Raw genomic sequence first — 15,388 nt, 5'->3', positions numbered from 1 at the left:
GCGGACCGTCGGGTCCGCGGGGCTCGCACGTGGCCGGCCTCAGTTGGAGGTGGTGGCCTTCTTCGCGGTGGTCTTGCGCGGGGTGGTCTTCCGCGCGGTCGCCTTGGTCGCGGCCGGCTTGCGCGCCGGAGCCTTCTTGACGGTGGTCTTCTTGGCGGTCGCCTTCTTGGCCGGCGCCTTGCGGGCCTCACGCTTGGCGGCGCCCTCCTTGGCAGCCTCGCTGCGCACGATCTCGGCGGCGTCACCCTGCACCTGGCCGGCGACACCGGAGACGACCTTGGCGGCCTCCTTGCGGCTGGCGTGGAAGGTCGCGAGCGCGGTGGCCTGCGTCTCCTGCACCCGCTTGGTCGCGGTCGAGCGGGTCTCCTTGACCTGCTTCACGGCCTGGCCCTGGTAGCCCTCGGCCTGCTTGCGGGCGCCCTTGACGACCTGACGACCGCGCTTGACGAACTCGTTGTATGACGAGTCGGCCTCGGCCGCAGCCTCGTCGATGCGGTTGCTGGCCACCGAGGGAGCGGCCTTGACCTGGGCGCGAACACCCTGGACGGTCTCGGTCAGGCGCGCCTGCACGGCCGACGGCGCAAGCTCGGCGCGCAGGGTCTCGACGCGGGCGGTGAAGTCGCTGACGGCCTCGTCGAAGCGGTCCCGCACGGTGGTGACGGCGGTGTCGGCGGCGCCGACGACGGCGTAGAACGGCTTGTTGTCGGAGAGGTTCTTCTTGAGGTTGAACGTGGCGGCCATGGCCGCTCCTTTCGTTGGGGTTGTCAGTCCTCGATGTAGCTGTCGTAGAGGTCGATCAGCACCTTGCGCTGCTTGGCCGTGAGGAGTGGGTCGGCGTTGATCACCCGACGGGTGTCGGGGACGATCTCGCCGTCCACGGTCGCGTCCAAGATGCCGGCACGGACGTAGAGCTGTTCGGCCGAGATCCGCAGTCCCTTGGCCAGGGCCTGGAGGATCTCCGCGCTCGGCTTCTTCAACCCCCGCTCGATCTGAGACAGATAGGGATTGCTGATCCCCGATCGCTCGGCCAGCTGCCGCAAGGACAGCTCGGCCTGCTCGCGCTGCTCCTTGAGGTAGCCGCCGAGGTCGGTCACGGGGTTCGGGCTCATGTCCCCATAGTGCTAGCTGCAGTTAGCACGATGCAAGCCCCAGCAAGCGTGAGGCTCGTCACATGCATGCACCGGTCCCACATACATGCGCTGGTCCCACTCGCATGCGGTGATCAGCGCATGCCAGTGCCACGACCGCATGCAAGTGATGCGCCCGCATGCAGGCCGAGCACGACTACGGAGTGACGATCACCGTTTGGGCGGCGGCGATGCCGTCGATCGACAGATCGACGTCGGCCGGAGTGTTGCGCTTGACCACGGCCAGGCCGATCGGGCCGTCTTCGTGGTGGCGGGCCACCGAGGTAAGCCGTCCCACGGGACGCTCCACACCCGGCACACTCACCGGCGCACCGAGCGGGGGCAGCGTGTGGCCGGAGCCGTCGAGGTGCAAGAACACCACCCGCCGCGGTGGGCGGCCCAGGTTATGCACGCGGGCGATGGTCTCCTGCCCGCGATAGCAGCCCTTGTGCAGGTGCACCGCGGTGCGCAGCCAGTCGAGTTCGTGCGGGATGGTGCGGTGGTCGGTGTCGACCAGGTTGCGCGGGCGCCAGGCGGCGATCCGCTCCGCCTCCGCCGCCCAGGTGCCCGCCAGCGGTCGCCCGGTCACCGCCTCGGTGAGCCGCTCGCGCGGCACGATGAGTTCGCGCCAGGCGCGCCCGGTCGCCGGGTGCAGGTCGATCTCGCTGTATGTCGCGGTGTCCGCCCCCAGCGCCGGCCACGGGTCCACCCACGCGACCGCGCCCAGAGCCTGCTCAGCGTCACTGGTCTCTCCCGCGCGAGGCTCGCCGAGGACGGCATACGCCTCGGAGACATCGCGCACCTCGACCCGCAGCATGAACCGCATCGAGTCCAGCCAGGCGACCAGCGCGGGAGCCGAGGTCGGCTCGACGGTGATCCAGGTGGTGTCGTCACCGTCGTCGACGAGGTGCAGCGCGTGCTCGATGTGACCATGCGGGCTGAGCACCAGCGACTCCGCCGAGGTCCAGGCGGGCAGGCCAGTCAGTTGCTGGGTGGTGATCGAGTGCAGCCAGCTCAACCGGTCGGGCCCGGTGACCTGCACGACGCCGCGGTGCGACAGGTCGACCAGGGCCTCCCCCGCGAGCAACTGTCGCTGCTCGCGCATCGGGTCGCCGTAGTGCATCGCCACGCCCGCATCCAGGCCCTCGCCTTGGACCGCGCCGGGAGTGCTGAGCAGGCTGGACGCCACCACATCGGTCACCGCTCCAGGCTACGTCGCCTCGCCGCCGCGCCCCCAAGCCGGGCGGTCCGCAAAGGCGGTCCGCCTACACTCCCCGTATGCCGCCCGAGGACGACATCCCGACCAGCCGCGCCGAACGCCGAGCCCAGGAGCAGGCTGCCGACACCGCTGCGGCTGATGCCGACGACACGGCCCTGGCTGACGGCAGCGAGGGCGATGAGGGCCGCCAAAAGCCCGGCTGCCTCAAGGTCGGCTGCCTCACGCTGCTCACGATGGCCGTCATCGCCGCCCTGGTCGCCGGTGGTTTCGCGGCCTTCCTCTACCTGAAGTTCGACAAGCAGATCCAGCGGTCCGCGCTGCTGCCGTCGTCGTCCGCGGGCGATCCCACCCGCAACCCGAAGGCCGGCGACGCGCAGAACATCTTGTTGCTCGGCTCGGACTCGCGCGATGTCACGAACATGAACGACAACGCCCGCTCGGACGTCATCCAGCTGGTGCACATCGACAAGAACAAGCAGACCGTGCAGGTCATCCACGTGCCGCGCGACCTCTACGTCTCGATCCCCGGCCACGGCAAGAACAAGGTCAACGCCGCCTTCGCGTATGGCGGGGTGCCGCTGCTGGTGCAGACCCTGCAAAACCTCTTCGGCATCCACATCGACAATGCGGCGGTCATCGGCTTCCAAGGCTTCGCCAAGCTGACCGACCAGGTCGGCGGGGTGGATCTGTATGTGCGACAGCCCTATTGCGAGGGCGACTTCGGTTGCTGGAAGGCCGGCTGGCAGCACATGAACGGCAAGCAGGCCTTGGGTTTCGTCCGCGAGCGGCACCAGCTGGCTCGTGGTGACATCGACCGCGGGGTCAACCAGCAGGCCTGGATCCAGGCGGTGATGGCCAAGACGCTGAAGAAGGGCACGCTGGCCAACCCGGTCAATGTCGTCAACATCGTCGACGACCTCACCGCCGACAAGAACTTCACCGTCGACCAGGGCTGGTCCACCTCGGCCCTCGGCAACCTCGGCTTCCAGATGCGCAACCTGCGCACGTCCAACATGAGCTTCTACACAACGCCCTACACCGGGTTCAAGAGCATCCCGGGTGTCGGCGACGTCGACCTGCCCGACGAGCCGGCGATCGCCGCACTCGGCAAGGCCCTCTACAACGACGACTTCTCCGGCTACGAGGGCCAGACCAATACCGTCAACTGACCGACTCCGCAGGAGGACTGCACGCTTATGCCGTTCGAACTCGACCTGGACATGCCGCGCGAGCTGGCCCCGATCGCCTGGCTGATCGGGCGCTGGGAAGGCGCCGGCGTGGTCGGCTATCCGACCATCGAGTCGGCCAACTTCGGCCAGGAGATCGAGTGCTTCCACGACGGCCGGCCGTTCCTGGAGTGGCACAGCCGGTCGTGGCTGCTCGACGCCGAGGGCAACAAGGTGCGCCCGCTCGCGACCGAGCTCGGCTTCTGGCGGCCGTTGCCGGACAACGAGGTGGAGTTCCTGCTCACCCACCCGACGGGCATCGTCGAGATGTATTACGGGCGCACCTCACCGGCCAAGATCGAGTTGCGGACCGACGGGGTGATCCGCAGCCCCCAGGCCAAGGACTATGCGGCGGGCGCGCGGATGTACGGCTATGTCAACTCCAACCTGATGTGGGCGATGGACATGGCCGCGATGGGCGAGCCGCTGCAGAGCCACGTCTCGGCCGAGCTGAAGAAGGTCGGGCCGCCGACGATCACGCCCTGACGGCGAGCGGTCAGCGCACAAAGACCCAGAGGGCGGCATACGGGACGATCCCGGCGAGCAGCACGGGGCCGACACCGAGCGCGATCGCTGCCGGTGCCTCCACCGCCCCCGGCAGCGAGCCGAGCAGCCAGCGCACGCCATGCCCGACCGCGGCGGCGGCCATCGCGGCGACCAGCACGACATTCCACTGCACCCCGGTCGCCTGGGCGATGCCGAAGCCGGCCGCCCCGCCGAGCACCAGCCCGATCGGCAGCGCCCATTCGGCCAGTCCGCGACTGCGGTGCAGCGCTGCGTCGGCCACGGCACCGAGGGCGACGCCGGCCAGCGCGGCGAGCACCACCCGGCGCCCGGCGAAGTCGACGAGCGACTCGAGATAGAAGCTGCCGCCACCCAGCACAATCAGGCCGAGCGCCGCCGAGGAGATCGAAGCAACCAGCCGGGCCCGAGGCGGTGGGCGCAGCAATTCGTGCAAGAACGCCACCGCCAGCCCGATCGCGAGCGCCGACGCCAGCCAGCGCGGGCCACCTTGGTCGCGGGCGGTCATCGTGACGATCCCCACCGCTGCCACACCGACGGTGAGCACCCACGAGCTGCCGCGAGGCGATGGTGCGTCGGTCAGCACCGGCCAGCCCCAGGCCAGCGCGGCACCGCAGACCACCAGGGCGAGCGTGAGGGTGAGGTCCTCGGCATACGTCCCGAGGGCGATCAGGCCGGCGGATACCAGCGTGGCGACCAGCGACAACGCCGAGAACTGACGCCGTGAGGGGTCGTCGTCGGGCCCATGTCGCACGGGCCTCATCCTTGCACTACCCACCCGCGAAGGGCGGGAGCACCTCCAGCACGCCGCCCGAGGGCAGGGCCTCCTCGCCGTGCACCCGGCGGCCGTCGAGCAGCAGCGCACTCCGCCGCAAGATGGGCTCGAGGGCCGGGTGGGCCTGGGCCACCGCGGCGGTGGCCTGCGCCACCGTGCCCGCGTCGACTTCTTCCTCGGCGACGCCGGCGGCCTCCTGCGCACCGGCCCAATAACGCACGATCGGCATCGCCATCCTCTCCTCGTCGGCGTCTCAGGTAGTGCAGAACACCTACCTGTCACCTACCGGCGACCGTATCCTGCTCTGTCATGGCTCGGCTGCTGCTGCTCACCGGTGCTCGCGGTGCGAGCGTCGAGGTGCTGCCTGCGCTCGCGCTGCTCGGTCACCGGGTCAAGGTGCTGCCCCCGGAGTTCGACGCGCTGGTCGACCCGCCGGAGACCGACGCCATTTTGCTCGACGCCCGCCGGGACCTGGCGGGTGCCCGCAGCCTGTCCCGCCTGCTGCGCGCGTCCGGTATGTCGGTGCCGCTGCTCGCCATCTTCACCGAGGGCGGCCTGGCGGCGCTCACCGCGGAGTGGCAACTCGACGACGTGCTGCTCGAGACCGCCGGCCCGGCCGAGGTCGAAGCCCGGCTGCGCCTCGCGATGAGCCGGATCGACGTGGTCGACGAGGACGACGCCGATGCCTCCAAGACCGTGGTCGGCGACCTCGTCATCGACGAACACGCCTACACCGCGCGCATCGGCGGGCGGCTGCTCGACCTGACCTACAAGGAGTTCGAGCTGCTCAAGCATCTCGCCCAGCATCACGGCCGGGTCCTCACCCGCGCCCAGCTGCTGCAGGAGGTGTGGGGATACGACTACTTCGGCGGCACCCGCACGGTGGACGTCCACGTGCGCCGGTTGCGCGCGAAACTCGGGCCGGACAACGAGTCGCTGATCGGCACCGTCCGCAATGTCGGCTACCGCTTCATCGGCCCGCACGAACTGCGTCAGCTGCGCGAGGAAGCCGGCGAGGAGCCCGCGCCCAGCGCCAGTGAATGACCCGTCCGCAACAATCGGGCGTATGCCGACCCTCACCCCGCAGGATGCCGCCGCGATCCGCGAGCTCGCCACCACCGCCGCAGACGCCGACGGGGTCGCGCCCCTGTCCGAAGCGACCCTGCTCGCCCTGGCCGGTGACGACCCGCACGACACGCACTGGCTGACCCCGCGGTCCCGCGGCGGTATGGCGGCCTACGCCCACCTGCGCGTCGAGGACGACGGGAGCGCCTGGGCCGAGCTCGTGGTGCACCCGGACGAGCGGCGCGCCGGCCTCGGTGAGCAGTTCCTGGGCGAGGTGCGCGAGGCCGCGCCGGAGGTGAGGTGCTGGGCACACGGCGACCTGCCACCGGCTCGGGCGCTGGCCGCCAAGGCGGGGCTGCAGCCGGTGCGCACGCTGCTGGTGCTCTCGCGGCGGGATGTGCCTGCGATCGAGGATCCCGTTGCGCCCGAAGGGTTTTCGGTGCGTCCGTTCACCGAAGCGGACGCCGACGACTGGCTCGCGGTGAACGCCCGCGCCTTCGCCCACCACCCGGAGCAGGGCCGGCTGACCCGCGCCGACCTGGACCAGCGAATCGCCCAGCCGTGGTTCGACCCGGCCGGTCTGCTGCTCGTGCGCGACGACGCCACCGGGGCGCTCGCGGCGAGCCATTGGACCAAGGTGGCCGACCCGGGCAGCGGGGTCGGCGAGGTCTACGTCGTGGCGGTCGACCCGGCATACCAGGGCAGAGGACTCGGGCGGTTCGTCACCCGGATCGGGCTCGCGCACCTGCGCGATCGCGGGGTGCGCGAGATCGAGCTCTACGTCGAAGGCGACAACGCGCCCGCGTTGGCGACCTACCGGCGCGAGGGGTTCACCGAGCGTGAGCGCCATGTCATGTATGCCGCCGGCTCGAGCCTGACACCATAGAGCCATGTCCGAGCAGGCGCGCACCGACGAGACCGCCCCGACCCCGGAAGACCAGCCGGCCCCCACTGCGAGCGATGTCGCCCTCGCGCGCATGTCACGGCGGGCCGAACGCGCCCGCGGTGCCAACGGCCGGTTCATCCGCGTTCCGCAGCGGACCGAGCCGACCGAGTCGCCCTCGGACGTCTTCCTCCCCGAGGACCGCTTTCTGGACCGCGAGGTCTCCTGGCTGCAGTTCAACGAGCGCGTGCTGGAGCTCGCCACCGATCCCGAGGTGCCGCTGCTGGAGCGCGCCCGCTATCTGGCGATCTTCTCGGGCAATCTCGACGAATTCTTCATGGTGCGCGTCGCGGGCCTGAAGCGCCGGATCGCCGCGGGCATCGCGGTGCGCTCCGCCTCGGGCCTGGAGCCGCGCGAGGTGCTCGATGAGATCTCCCGGGCCGCCCACAAACTGATGGACCAGCACGCTGCGGTCTTCCAGGATGTGCTGCGGGGCGAACTCGAGGACGAGGGCATCCGGCTGCTGCGGATGGACCAGCTCACCGCCGCCGAGCGCGCGCATGTCGACGACTTCTTCCTCACCCGGATCTACCCGGTGCTGACCCCGCTCGCGGTCGACCCGGCACACCCCTTCCCCTATATCTCCGGGCTGTCGCTCAACCTGGCGGTCATGCTCATCAACCCCAAGACCGAGCGGGAGCATTTCGCCCGGGTCAAGGTGCCGCCGCTGCTGCCGCGGCTGATCGAGTTGCCGCGGGAGAGCGACGAGGACGAGGACGCGCTGTATGACGACCGCTTCGTCGCCATCGAGGACGTCATCGCCGAAAACCTCTCGGTGCTCTTCCCCGGCATGGAGGTGCGCGAGCACTACACCTTCCGGGTCACCCGCAACGAGGACCTCGAGGTCGAGGAGGACGACGCGGAGAACCTGCTCACCGCGCTCGAACGCGAGCTGACCCGGCGCCGCTTCGGGCCGCCGGTGCGCCTCGAGGTCGCCGACGACATGGACGACCACGCGCTCGACCTGCTCGTGCGCGAGCTGGGTGTGCACAACGCCGAGGTCTACCGGTTGCCCGAGCCGCTGGACCTGCGGGCGCTCAACCTGGTGGCCGATCTCGACCGCACCGAGGTGCGGTGGCCTCCCTTCGTGGCCAAGACCCACCCGGCGCTCGCCCCGGTCGAGCGGTCGCAGCCGGCCGACATCCTGGCCGAGATGCGCGGTCACGACGTGCTGCTGCACCACCCGTACGACTCGTTCTCGACCTCGGTGCAGGCCTTCATCGAGCAGGCCGCGGCCGACCCGCAGGTGCTGGCGATCAAGCAGACGCTCTACCGCACCTCCGGTGACAGCCCGATCATCGACGCGCTGATCGAGGCGGCCGATGCGGGCAAGCAGGTGCTCGCCGTGGTGGAGATCAAGGCCCGCTTCGATGAGGAGAACAACATCACCTGGGCGCGCAAGCTGGAGCGCTCGGGGGTGCACGTGGTCTACGGCCTGGTCGGCCTGAAGACCCACGCCAAGCTGTGCCTGGTGGTCCGCCAGGAGGGCGACACGATCCGGCGGTACTGCCATGTCGGCACCGGCAACTACAACCCCAAGACCGCCCGGCTCTACGAAGACCTCGGTCTGCTCACCACCGACCCGGTGGTCGGCGAGGACCTCACCCGCCTGTTCAACCAGCTGTCCGGTATGGCGCCCCGGGCCCGCTTCAAGCGGTTGCTCGTGGCTCCCCGGTCGGTCCGCACCGGCCTGATCAACCACATCCAGCAGTGCATCACCGCCGCCGGTGAGGGCAAGCAGGCGGTGGTGCAGATCAAGGTGAACTCGCTCGTCGACGAGCAGATCATCGACGCCTGCTATGCCGCGTCGCAGGCGGGCGTGCAGGTCGACATCTGGGTGCGTGGCATCTGTGCGCTGCGCCCCGGCGTCGAAGGTCTCTCGGACAACATCCGGGTGCGCTCGATCCTCGGCCGCTTCCTTGAGCACTCCCGGATCTTCCGGTTCGCGATCGAGGGCCAGCCCGATGTGGTCTACATCGGCAGCGCGGACATGATGCACCGCAACCTCGACCGCCGGGTCGAAGCGCTCGTCCAAGTCGTCGACCCCCACCACGTCAAGGCGCTCGCCGACCTGATCGGGGCGGCGATGTCGGCGGAGGTCGCCTCATGGCACCTGCGCGGCGACGGACACTGGCAGCGCACCCACCGCGGTCCCGACGGCCAGCCGCTACACGACCTGCAGGCCGATCTGATCGAGGCCTACGCCCAGCGCCGCCGCAAGGCCCGCCGCCGGTGACCTCCGGGCGCGAGCCCCGCACCGTGCAGGCTGCGGGTGCGCTGTTGTGGCGGCGCCGCCGCGGCGAGCTGCAGGTACTGCTCGTGCACCGCGGCAAATACGACGACTGGTCGTGGCCCAAGGGCAAGCTCGACCCCGGAGAGGACTGGGTCACCGCAGCCGTCCGGGAAGTGCAGGAAGAGACCGGGCTGCGTCCCCGCCTGGGCATCCCATTGCCCCGCTCGGTCAACTCATTGCGCAGCGGCGACCTCAAGGAGGTGCGCTACTGGGCGGCGGAGGTGACCGGTGGCGACGGCCAGCTGGAGCACGAGATCGACGAAGTGGCCTGGCTGTCCCCGGCCCGAGCGCGCGCCCGGCTCAGCTATCACCGAGACGTCCTGCAGTTGCAGGCGCTCGAGGCAGCCCATGAGCAGGCTCACCTGCGCTCGTGGCCGCTCATCGTGGTGCGGCACGCCGAGGCCTACTCCCGTGGCCGCTGGCGCGGGCCGGACACCGAGCGTCCGCTGACCCTCGCCGGTCACCGCCGGGCCCGTCGGCTGATCCCGCTGCTGCGTGCGTATGACGTCCGCGAGCTCGTCTCCTCTCCGTCCCGCCGGTGCGCGCAGACGATCGAGCCGTATGCCGAGGCCGCCGAGGTCGGCATACGGTGGAAGAACGGGCTCACCGAGGAGACCTTCGAGCGGCACCCGGACAAGGCGATCCGGCATACCGTCCGGGCCCTCGGCACGGGCGCTCCGATCGCGCTGTGCACTCATCGGCCCTTGTTGCCCTCGATGCTGGCGGTCCTCGCCGAGCACGCAGCCAGCCCCGGCCGGTGTGACACCCTGCGCCAGCTCGCCGACGAGGGCCTCGACAAGGGCGAGGCGCTGGTCTGCCAGGTCGCCGGACTGGGGTCGGACGCGCGGGTGGTGGCGGTCGAACGGCACCGGCCCGCACCTGTGTCCCGATCGTGACCTATGCCACAAACCGCGGGATTCCGCGAGCCTGACGGGGATCGCTCGGCAACTTGACCGGACTCGTTCACCCGGAGTTCACCGAGCGACACCCGGGCCGTCACGGTCCGTGCCTACCTTCGCCAGCGACGGGTCAACCCGCTCGTCCCTGACCTGCTCTCGAAGAGGATTCTCCCTTGAAGATCACGCGAATCAGCCGCGCCTCCGGTGTCGCTCTGGTCGCTGCCCTCGCCCTCGCCGGCTGTGGCAGCTCCACCAACTCCGACAGCTCGTCGTCCAACCCTGCCGCCGGCGGCAGCAGCAGTGGCAGCGACAGCGGTTCGGGCTCCGGGAGCGGTTCCGGCGGGGCCGCCGACTGCTTCACCGGCAACCTCAAGGCCGAGGGTTCGACCGCCCAGCAGAACGCGATTCAGCAGGCGAGCTCGAGCTACAGCCAGAAGTGCTCCGGCGCCAAGATCTCCTACAACGGCACGGGCTCGGGTGCGGGCATCACCGCCTTCACCAACAAGCAGGTCGACTTCGCCGGCTCCGACTCGGCGCTGAAGAAGGACAAGGGCGAGCCGGAGAAGGCCAAGCAGGCCTGTGGCTCCGAGGCCTGGAACCTGCCGATGGTGACCGGTCCGATCGCGGTGGCCTTCAACGTCAAGGGCGTTGACAAGCTCAACCTCACCAACGAGCTCATCGCCAAGATCTTCTCGGGCAAGATCACCAAGTGGAATGACCCGGCGATCGCCAAGGAGAACTCCGGCGTCACCCTGCCGGCGACCAACATCTCGGTCTTCTTCCGCTCCGACTCCTCGGGCACGACCGACAACTTCACCAAGTTCATGAACACCACCGACCCGACCGACTGGCCGGAGAAGAACTCCAAGACCTGGACCGGTAAGACCGGCCAGGGCAAGGCGAAGTCGGCTGGTGTCGCGCAGGCCGTCAGCGGCACCGACGGCGGCATCGGCTATGTCGAGTGGTCCTACGCGATCCAGAACAACCTCAAGGTCTCCAAGCTCAACGGGATCGACCTGACCGCCGACTCGGTCGGCAAGGCCGTCGAGGCCGCCACCCAGAGCGGCACCGGCAACGACCTGGCGCTGAAGCTGGACTACAAGACCAAGGCGCAGGGTGCCTACCCGCTGATCCTGGTCACCTACGAGATCGTCTGCAGCAAGTACTCCGACCCGACCAAGGCCAAGAACGTCAAGGCGTTCCTGTCCTACATGGCCTCCCCGGAGTTCCAGGGCACGCTGACCAAGATCGGTTCGGCTCCGCTGCCGCAGTCCATCCAGCAGAAGGTGGCCACCGCCGTCAACGCGATCTCCTGATCGACCGCAACACCCGAGATGGGTCGCGGGGTGCCCCCGGTGGTACCCCGCGACCCTTCGCGGTAGTTTCCCCGTAGTTTCCGAAAGCAGTAGAGGCGATATGACATCCACCGGCGTTTCCGCCAGTGATTCCCTGCCTGGCCCGGACGGCTCGAAGCCGGAAGGGGACAACGCGTCCACCGGACGCCTCGGAGACCGGATCTTTGGTGGGACGGCTACCTTCGCCGGTCTCAGCGTTATCGCGATCGTCGTGCTCATCGGCGCCTTCCTCGTGGTGCAGGCCCTGCCGGCGCTGACCTCGAACAACGCCAACTTCCTCACCTCTCGCGACTGGCAGACCTCGGACCCGATGCGCTTCGGTGTCCTGGAGTTGCTGTGGACGACCGTGTCCACCTCGCTCGTCGCCCTGATCATCGCGGTGCCCTTCTCGGTGGCGATCGCGCTCTTCCTCACCCAATACGCCCCGGCCTGGCTGGCCCGTCCGGCGGCGGCCCTGGTGGACCTGCTCGCCGCGGTGCCCTCGATCGTCTACGGCCTGTGGGGATCGATCATCGTGGCGCCCAAGATCGTGCCGCTGCAGAACTTCCTGCAGGACTACCTGGGCTGGCTGCCGATCTTCAAGCCGGTCGCCGGCATCAGCAATGGCGCCACGATCTTCTTCGTCGGCATCGTGCTGGCGATCATGATCCTGCCGATCATCACCGCCCTCTCCCGGGAGGTCTTCGCCCAGACGCCCGCGGCACACAAGGACGCCGCAACCGCGCTGGGTGCCACCAAATGGGAGATGATCCGCACCGCGGTGCTGCCCTTCGGCAAGCCCGGCGTGATCAGCGCCGCCATGCTCGGTCTCGGCCGGGCCCTCGGCGAGACGATCGCCGTCCTCTACATCATCTCGACCCTGCCCGGGGGCACCGCCTGGACCTGGTCGCTGTTCAATGGCGGCTCGACCTTCGCCTCCAAGATCGCCGCCGACGCCGCCGAGCTCACGCCCGGCAAGAGCACCGGTGCCTATATCGCCGCCGGCCTGGTGCTGTTCGTCCTCACCTTCATCGTCAATGCGATCGCCCGCGTCATCATCGAGCGTAGGAAGGCCTTCACCGAATGAGCACCGAAGTCTCCGCGGCCGAGCGGCCGCTGCGCGGCTCCGGTCGCGAGTTGCGCGGACGGTCGGAGTCGGCCAGCCGCAAACTGCGCAACACCCTGGCGACGATCGTCATGTGGGGTGCCTTCCTCGTCGCGCTCATCCCGCTGATCTGGATCATGTGGACGGTCCTGTCCAAGGGTTTCAGCACGATGCTCGACATCGTCTGGTGGCAAAAGGACCAGTCCGGCGTCGGCGCGGCCGGCTTCGACAAGATGATCCGCGGCGCGCGGCACGCGATCGTCGGCACCCTGCTGATGTCGATCGCCACCTCGATCATCGCGGTGCCGCTCGCGGTCTTCACCGCGATCTACCTGGTGGAGTACGGCCGCGGCAAGCTGGCCCGCGCGATCAGCTTCATGGTCGACATCCTGTCCGGTGTGCCCTCCATCGTCGCCGCGCTGTTCATCTACGCGGTGTGGGTGACCACCTTCGGCTGGCGGTTGATGCCGGTGGCATGTTCCCTCGCCCTCGCGTTGCTGATGATCCCGGTGGTCACTCGCTCCACCGAGGAGATGCTCAAGCTCGTCCCGAACGAGCTGCGCGACGCGTCATACGCCCTCGGTGTGCCCAAGTGGAAGACGATCGTCAAGGTCGTCCTGCCGACCTCCTTCTCCGGCATTCTCACCGGCGTGCTGCTCGGTTTCGCCCGCGTCGCGGGCGAGACCGCTCCACTGCTGCTGCTCGCGAACTACACGCCGTTCCTGCAGCAGAACCTCTTCTCCGGCAACGGTATGGCGGCCCTGCCGACCCTCATCAACGCGAACGTGCAGTTCATGTCGGCGGACAAGATCAGCGCGGACCGCGTATGGGGCGCGGCGTGCACGCTGATCCTGATCGTGCTGGCGATCAACCTGCTCGGCCGTCTGGTCGGCCGGTTCACCAAGGTCAAGAACTAACCCCGCACTTCGAGCAAGGACAATCATCAGCATGGGCAAGCGCATCGACGTCCAGGACCTGCACGTCTACTACGGCTCCTTCCTCGCCGTCGAGGGCGTCTCGATGACGATCGAGCCGCGGTCGGTGACCGCCTTCATCGGACCGTCCGGATGCGGCAAGTCGACCTTCCTGAAGACCCTCAACCGGATGCACGAGGTCACCCCGGGCGGCCGGGTCGAGGGCAAGGTGCTGCTGGACGACGAGGATCTCTACGGCGCGAATGTCGACCCGGTGGCGGTGCGTCGCACGGTCGGCATGGTCTTCCAGCGACCCAACCCCTTCCCGACCATGTCGATCGCCGACAACGTGACGGCCGGCCTGCGCCTCAACGGGGTCAAGGACAAGAAGGTGCTCGCGGAGAAGGCGGAGAAGTCGCTGCGCGGCGCGAACCTGTGGGACGAGGTCAAGGACCGGTTGAACAAGCCGGGTGCTGGGTTGTCCGGCGGTCAGCAGCAGCGGTTGTGCATCGCTCGCGCGATCGCCGTCGAACCGCAGGTGTTGCTGATGGACGAGCCGTGCTCGGCGCTCGACCCGATCTCCACCGGCAAGGTCGAGGACCTGATCGAGGAACTCAAGGACGACTACACCGTCGTCATCGTGACGCACAACATGCAGCAGGCGGCGCGGGTGTCGGACAAGACGGCGTTCTTCAACCTCAAGGAGACCGGCAAGCCCGGCCACCTGATCGAGATGGACGACACCCAGAAGATCTTCAACAACCCCAGCGAGCGGGCGACGGAGGACTACATCTCCGGGCGCTTTGGCTGATTCACCCTTCCGGGTAGTACCGTCGTGGCGTGGGCAAGGACTCCCCCAAACGCCGGCCAACCCTATTGCGGGTCAAGGGCATCAAGGGCACCAAGAAGCTGGTCGTCGACGTCAAGCCGGCGCACCTCACCAAGGACGAGGGCAACTTCACGTTCGGCTATTGCGAGAGTTGCGCGTGGCGCGGCCCGGGCCGGCGTTCGCGTGACAAGGCCCGCGATGACGCGCAGGCACATGAGGGCGCCTGCACGAAGGGCCACGATGTGACACTCGCCACCGGTCGGCCGAAGTAGCAACCTGGAACATTCGCCCGCCCCGCGCCGTTAGGCTGACCGTGCGCCGGACCGCGGCAGCCCCGGGTCCCAACAATAAGCCGCTACGAGCGGCCACGCGCCGTGAGGCGCTCCCGGTCCGGCGCACACACCTCACCTCTGGCGCACCAGCGACACCTCTGGTGCGCTGATGCATGTCTGGCACGGTGTGCGGTGCCAGGTATCCGCCCCCGGTGCCAGTTGCGAGGTTTCAGACCAGGGTGTTGGCGCGCCAGCTGGACGCGCACCGCCGCAGATCGCTCGCCGTCGTGGCCAGGGCCGCGGCGCTGAAGGTCTGGGCGCTCGCGGTCTGATCGGCGTGCCCGTCGCTGGCGTCCGCGCGGTGCGCCCGGCCCACCGAGATGACGTCGCAGAAGGCCGCCGCTCGCTCAAGCGCCACCGCGAAGTCGCCCTCGAAGGCACCGGTCAGGATCGCATCCCCCATATCCCGCAACCCCTCCGGACTCGGGGGATCGGCGGCACCGGCCACTGCGTGCGACACGTCGAGATAGGGCCGGCCGCTCTGGTAGTCCGCCACCGCACCCGCCGGGTCGCGGCGCACCCATTCGCGCAAGACATACAGCCGCCAGAGCGCCCCGGGCAGGCTGACCGCCGGGAGCGAGGACCAGAGTTCCGCGATGGTCGACATACCGAGTTCGTCGACGAGATTGACCAGCCGGCGGGTGAGCTCGGGATCGTGAGCCGCGCGTCCGGTGCGCACCAGGACAGCGGCGGTCTCGTGCGCCACCTCACTCACCTGCGCGGGGTCCAGCCGGCTCTCGAAGGAGTCGAGCTGCCGCGGTGTGAACGGCGCGGGTCGGCGCGGTCGACGGTCCTCGGTCATTTA

At 69.0% G+C, this 15,388-nt stretch carries 17 protein-coding genes; 11 read left to right on the top strand and 6 right to left on the bottom strand.

From position 1 onward, the window contains the following. Positions 1 to 39 precede the first annotated feature (39 nt). The 3 genes from G9U51_RS17060 to ygfZ all read right to left on the bottom strand — a co-directional run bounded on the left by G9U51_RS17060 (position 40) and on the right by ygfZ (position 2,319). The gene (locus G9U51_RS17060) at positions 40 to 741 is read right to left on the bottom strand and encodes a hypothetical protein (RefSeq protein WP_174878649.1); all 702 of its coding nucleotides are present in this window, start codon (positions 739 to 741) and stop codon (positions 40 to 42) included. A gap of 23 nt (positions 742 to 764) precedes the next feature. Next, positions 765 to 1,109: a helix-turn-helix domain-containing protein gene (locus G9U51_RS06920; RefSeq protein ID WP_166195187.1), complete on the bottom strand. Its 345-nt coding sequence runs from the start codon at positions 1,107 to 1,109 to the stop codon at positions 765 to 767. Between the two features lie 175 nt (positions 1,110 to 1,284). Then, entirely contained in the window at positions 1,285 to 2,319 is a 1,035-nt protein-coding gene (ygfZ, locus tag G9U51_RS06915) for a CAF17-like 4Fe-4S cluster assembly/insertion protein YgfZ (protein ID WP_166195679.1), read from the bottom strand. 86 nt (positions 2,320 to 2,405) lie between these two features. Between ygfZ and G9U51_RS06910 the strand changes: the two genes are divergently transcribed. Together G9U51_RS06910 and G9U51_RS06905 are read left to right on the top strand one after the other, a co-directional pair. Next, positions 2,406 to 3,515 (top strand): LCP family protein, encoded by a 1,110-nt coding sequence (locus G9U51_RS06910; RefSeq protein WP_166195184.1) that lies wholly within the window; start codon positions 2,406 to 2,408, stop codon positions 3,513 to 3,515. 27 nt (positions 3,516 to 3,542) lie between these two features. Continuing rightward, positions 3,543 to 4,058 (top strand): FABP family protein, encoded by a 516-nt coding sequence (locus G9U51_RS06905; protein WP_166195175.1) that lies wholly within the window; start codon positions 3,543 to 3,545, stop codon positions 4,056 to 4,058. 10 nt (positions 4,059 to 4,068) lie between these two features. On the opposite strand, the gene G9U51_RS06900 is transcribed toward G9U51_RS06905, so the two are convergent. Further along, a complete protein-coding gene (locus tag G9U51_RS06900; RefSeq protein ID WP_166195172.1) occupies positions 4,069 to 4,848 on the bottom strand; it encodes a hypothetical protein in 780 nt (259 codons plus the stop codon). Positions 4,849 to 4,864: 16 nt separating this feature from the next. Beyond that, complete coding sequence (locus tag G9U51_RS06895) at positions 4,865 to 5,104, bottom strand: MoaD/ThiS family protein (protein ID WP_166195169.1); 240 nt, start codon at positions 5,102 to 5,104, stop codon at positions 4,865 to 4,867. A gap of 74 nt (positions 5,105 to 5,178) precedes the next feature. Here G9U51_RS06895 and G9U51_RS06890 point away from each other — a divergent pair, with 74 nt between their 5' ends. The 9 genes from G9U51_RS06890 (at position 5,179) to G9U51_RS06850 (ending at position 14,523) form a co-directional block, all read left to right on the top strand. Then, a complete protein-coding gene (locus G9U51_RS06890) occupies positions 5,179 to 5,913 on the top strand; it encodes a winged helix-turn-helix transcriptional regulator (RefSeq protein WP_166195166.1) in 735 nt (244 codons plus the stop codon). A 22-nt stretch (positions 5,914 to 5,935) separates the two neighbouring features. Next, on the top strand, positions 5,936 to 6,820 hold the full coding sequence (gene mshD / locus G9U51_RS06885) for a mycothiol synthase (RefSeq protein ID WP_166195163.1): 885 nt from the start codon (positions 5,936 to 5,938) through the stop codon (positions 6,818 to 6,820). Between the two features lie 4 nt (positions 6,821 to 6,824). Continuing rightward, positions 6,825 to 9,113: an RNA degradosome polyphosphate kinase gene (locus tag G9U51_RS06880; RefSeq protein WP_166195154.1), complete on the top strand. Its 2,289-nt coding sequence runs from the start codon at positions 6,825 to 6,827 to the stop codon at positions 9,111 to 9,113. Then, entirely contained in the window at positions 9,110 to 10,066 is a 957-nt protein-coding gene (locus G9U51_RS06875) for an NUDIX hydrolase (protein ID WP_166195151.1), read from the top strand. The genes G9U51_RS06880 and G9U51_RS06875 overlap by 4 nt, the downstream gene beginning before the upstream one ends. A gap of 176 nt (positions 10,067 to 10,242) precedes the next feature. Beyond that, complete coding sequence (gene pstS, locus G9U51_RS06870) at positions 10,243 to 11,385, top strand: phosphate ABC transporter substrate-binding protein PstS (protein ID WP_166195148.1); 1,143 nt, start codon at positions 10,243 to 10,245, stop codon at positions 11,383 to 11,385. A 100-nt stretch (positions 11,386 to 11,485) separates the two neighbouring features. Further along, positions 11,486 to 12,490, top strand: a complete 1,005-nt coding sequence (gene pstC, locus G9U51_RS06865; protein ID WP_166195145.1) for a phosphate ABC transporter permease subunit PstC — start codon at positions 11,486 to 11,488, stop codon at positions 12,488 to 12,490. Continuing rightward, positions 12,487 to 13,425, top strand: coding sequence for a phosphate ABC transporter permease PstA (gene pstA, locus G9U51_RS06860; protein WP_166195142.1), 939 nt, complete (start codon positions 12,487 to 12,489; stop codon positions 13,423 to 13,425). Before pstC ends, pstA begins: the two co-directional genes overlap by 4 nt. Before the next feature lie 31 nt (positions 13,426 to 13,456). Beyond that, positions 13,457 to 14,233, top strand: coding sequence for a phosphate ABC transporter ATP-binding protein PstB (pstB, locus tag G9U51_RS06855; RefSeq protein WP_166195139.1), 777 nt, complete (start codon positions 13,457 to 13,459; stop codon positions 14,231 to 14,233). A gap of 29 nt (positions 14,234 to 14,262) precedes the next feature. After that, a complete protein-coding gene (locus G9U51_RS06850) occupies positions 14,263 to 14,523 on the top strand; it encodes a hypothetical protein (RefSeq protein ID WP_207948111.1) in 261 nt (86 codons plus the stop codon). Positions 14,524 to 14,752: 229 nt separating this feature from the next. Here G9U51_RS06850 and G9U51_RS06845 read toward each other — a convergent pair whose 3' ends face one another. Further along, entirely contained in the window at positions 14,753 to 15,385 is a 633-nt protein-coding gene (locus G9U51_RS06845; RefSeq protein ID WP_166195135.1) for a hypothetical protein, read from the bottom strand. Positions 15,386 to 15,388 lie beyond the last annotated feature (3 nt).

The sequence above is a fragment of the Metallococcus carri genome, assembly GCF_011440275.1.
GTDB lineage: Bacteria > Actinomycetota > Actinomycetes > Actinomycetales > Dermatophilaceae > Metallococcus > Metallococcus carri.
Note: the sequence above shows the minus strand (reverse complement) of the source record. Positions and strands in the feature narration are given on the sequence as shown.

Bases quoted from the DNA above. Each gene is read 5' to 3' on its own strand.
- G9U51_RS17060 (WP_174878649.1), bottom strand. From the start codon at position 741: ATGGCCGCCACGTTCAACCTCAAGAAGAACCTCTCCGACAACAAGCCG.
- G9U51_RS06920 (WP_166195187.1), bottom strand. From the start codon at position 1,109: ATGAGCCCGAACCCCGTGACCGACCTCGGCGGCTACCTCAAGGAGCAG.
- G9U51_RS06910 (WP_166195184.1), top strand. From the start codon at position 2,406: ATGCCGCCCGAGGACGACATCCCGACCAGCCGCGCCGAACGCCGAGCC.
- G9U51_RS06905 (WP_166195175.1), top strand. From the start codon at position 3,543: ATGCCGTTCGAACTCGACCTGGACATGCCGCGCGAGCTGGCCCCGATC.
- G9U51_RS06895 (WP_166195169.1), bottom strand. From the start codon at position 5,104: ATGGCGATGCCGATCGTGCGTTATTGGGCCGGTGCGCAGGAGGCCGCC.
- G9U51_RS06890 (WP_166195166.1), top strand. From the start codon at position 5,179: ATGGCTCGGCTGCTGCTGCTCACCGGTGCTCGCGGTGCGAGCGTCGAG.
- mshD (WP_166195163.1), top strand. From the start codon at position 5,936: ATGCCGACCCTCACCCCGCAGGATGCCGCCGCGATCCGCGAGCTCGCC.
- G9U51_RS06880 (WP_166195154.1), top strand. From the start codon at position 6,825: ATGTCCGAGCAGGCGCGCACCGACGAGACCGCCCCGACCCCGGAAGAC.
- pstC (WP_166195145.1), top strand. From the start codon at position 11,486: ATGACATCCACCGGCGTTTCCGCCAGTGATTCCCTGCCTGGCCCGGAC.
- pstA (WP_166195142.1), top strand. From the start codon at position 12,487: ATGAGCACCGAAGTCTCCGCGGCCGAGCGGCCGCTGCGCGGCTCCGGT.
- pstB (WP_166195139.1), top strand. From the start codon at position 13,457: ATGGGCAAGCGCATCGACGTCCAGGACCTGCACGTCTACTACGGCTCC.
- G9U51_RS06845 (WP_166195135.1), bottom strand. From the start codon at position 15,385: ATGACCGAGGACCGTCGACCGCGCCGACCCGCGCCGTTCACACCGCGG.